At 38.2% G+C, this 1,630-nt stretch carries 1 protein-coding gene; it reads left to right on the top strand.

What is annotated here, in order from left to right; genetic code table 11:
- Positions 1–717: EF-Tu C-terminal domain-related protein (locus AC27H3_RS18005; protein WP_487108101.1), on the top strand; the 717-nt coding region annotated here is incomplete at its 5' end.
- Positions 718–1,630: the final 913 nt, after the last annotated feature.

Consider the following 1,630-nt stretch of genomic DNA (forward strand, 5'->3'; position numbering starts at 1 on the left):
CTTCTTTCAGAATACGAATTCCCAGGTGACGACTTACCAGTAATTCAAGGTTCAGCTTTAGGCGCACTTCAAGGTGAAGAGAAGTGGGAAGCTAAAGTAATCGAACTTGCAGACGCACTTGATACTTACATTCCAGAGCCAGAGCGTGCAATCGACGGTGCATTCATCATGCCAATCGAAGATGTATTCTCAATTTCAGGTCGTGGTACAGTTGTAACAGGTCGTGTTGAGCGTGGTATCGTTAAAGTAGGTGATGCAGTAGAAGTTGTTGGTATCCGTGATACACAAACATCAACTTGTACAGGTGTTGAAATGTTCCGTAAGCTTCTTGACGAAGGTCGTGCTGGCGAGAACTGTGGTGTTCTTTTACGTGGTCTTAAGCGTGAAGACGTTGAGCGTGGTCAAGTACTATGTCAACCTGGTTCAATTTCTCCTCACACTAAGTTTGAGTCAGAAGTTTACGTATTATCTAAAGATGAAGGTGGTCGTCATACGCCATTCTTTAAAGGATACCGTCCACAGTTTTACTTCCGTACAACAGACATCACAGGTGCTGTAGAGCTTCCTGAAGGTGTTGAAATGGTAATGCCAGGCGACAACTTGAAGTTTGTTGTAGAGCTTATCAACCCAGTAGCGATGGACGAAGGTTTACGCTTCGCTATCCGTGAAGGTGGTCGTACTGTAGGTGCTGGTGTTGTATCTAAAATCATCGCTTAATAGCTGATAATTAGAAACACCTTTAAAAAGACGCTTCGGCGTCTTTTTTGTTATTAAGAGATTAGTAAAGGTGGTAGTGGTGTTGTATCTACTCTTACCTTAGAGAAGCATCGCTTAATAGCTGATAATTAGAAACACCTTTAAAAAGACGCTTCGGCGTCTTTTTTGTTATTAAGAGATTAGTAAAGTTGGTAGTGGTGTTGTATCTGCTCTTACCTTAGAAAACTATCGCTTAATAGCTGATAATTAGAGAGACCTTTAAAAAGATGCTTCGGCGTCTTTTTTGTTATTAAGCGATAAGTAAAGTTGGTAGTGGTGTTGTATCTGCTCTTACCTTAGAGAAGCATCGCTTAATAGCTGATAATTAGAAGCACCTTTAAAAAGACGCTTCGGCGTCTTTTTTGTTATTAAGCGATAAGTAAAGTTGGTAGTGGTGTTGTATCTGCTCTTACCTTAGAGAAGCATCGCTTAATAATTTTTAAACACCTCCCCTTAAAAAGACGCTAGGCATTTTTAAATCGCATACTAATACACGACGTTATTTCCTCTATAGTACTTACATTATAAAACCAAAGCTGAGTAACTTCATTATTCGAAATTAACAACAGAAATAAAATTTATTTCATTTTTATTCTATGGAAATAGCTAGATATTATGCAACGGATGTTGTGATGTTTTATCTGTGTAAAATCAATAGCTAAGATTAAATTCACCAAGAAGTTAAAGGTGAATTAAGATAATAAATTAAACCATGTTTGGAGACATTTAAGTTATGTTGAAATTAATTAAGGCAGAAGTTTGCATTATAAATATATTGTTCTAGTATTGTTGGTGTTGGCAACAAAGCGAAGCAGGATGCTTTGTTTAGGACGCTTCAGGATGAAGTTAAGCGGCAAGAAGCTGCTACAAGGAT

The organism is Colwellia sp. NW0002-52-1, assembly GCF_057550865.1.